Here is a 1,050-nt window from a genome sequence, read left to right as displayed (position 1 = left end):
CAGGTCTTCACGGGAGAAACCTATCTGCAGACCGAGCCGCCGATTGATCCGTCCAGCCTGTCGCGCTGGCGCAAGCGCATTGGCGAAGCCGGGGTGGAAGAATTGCTGGCGCAAAGTATCGAAGCGGCCAAGCGCGCCAGCGTGATCAAGCCTGCCAGCATCAAGCGCGTCATCGCTGACACCACCGTCATGGCCAAGGCCATTGCACCACCGACCGATTCCGCGCTGCTGGAGAAGAGTCGGAGCTTGCTCGTCAAGGCTGCCCGCCAATACGGTTTGGCGCTGCGACAGAATTACAATCGCGTCGCACCGCGTCTGGCACGCCAGGTCGCGCATTATGCCCATGCCCGTCAGTTCAAGCGCATGCGGCGTGCCTTGCGGGCGCTCCGGTCCCGCGTGGGGCGGGTGCAGCGCGACATCGAGCGGCAACTGCAGCGTGTGCCATCGGCTTCTCGCGAACGGCTCAATGAACTGCTTGGCCGGACCCGCCGCATTCTGCAGCAGCGGCCGAAGGACAAGAACAAGCTGTATGCGCTGCATGCGCCAGAAGTGGAGTGCATCAGCAAGGGCAAAGCCAAAGTGCGCTACGAGTTCGGCGTCAAGGTATCGATCGTGACGACGCTGAAGGAAGGTCTGGTGCTCGGCGCACGGTCCATGCCGGGCAACCCCTATGACGGCCACACGCTATACGAGGCGTTGGAGCAGGCTGCCATTCTGTCGGACGTCGAGCCGGAAATGGTCTTCGTCGATCGCGGTTACCGCGGCGTGGAAGTCGAGCGCGTGCAGGTCTGGCGCTCGGGGCAAAAGCGTGGTGTGACACGCCGGCTCAAAGCCATGATCCGACGCCGCAGTGCGATCGAGCCGACCATCGGGCATATGAAGAGCGATGGCAAGTTGGATCGTAATTGGCTCAAAGGCGCCCTCGGCGACGCCATCCATGCGGTGTTGTGCGGAGCCGGGCACAACCTGCGCCTGATCATCAACAAGCTCAAAGGTACTTGCCAGACCAATCTCATTTATTGAAATTCGGAATTCTTCAGGGCCGACTAG

The 1,050-nt window shown here is 61.7% G+C and carries 1 protein-coding gene; it reads left to right on the top strand.

Annotation, left to right across the window (positions count from 1 at the left end; translation table 11 throughout):
- Positions 1–1,023: IS5 family transposase (locus JJB74_RS32980; protein WP_200598774.1), on the top strand; the 1,023-nt coding region annotated here is incomplete at its 5' end.
- Positions 1,024–1,050 lie beyond the last annotated feature (27 nt).

The sequence above is a fragment of the Noviherbaspirillum pedocola genome, from assembly GCF_016632335.1.
Classification (GTDB): Bacteria; Pseudomonadota; Gammaproteobacteria; order Burkholderiales; family Burkholderiaceae_D; genus Noviherbaspirillum_A; species Noviherbaspirillum_A pedocola.
This window is presented reverse-complemented; position numbering and strand designations above follow the sequence as displayed.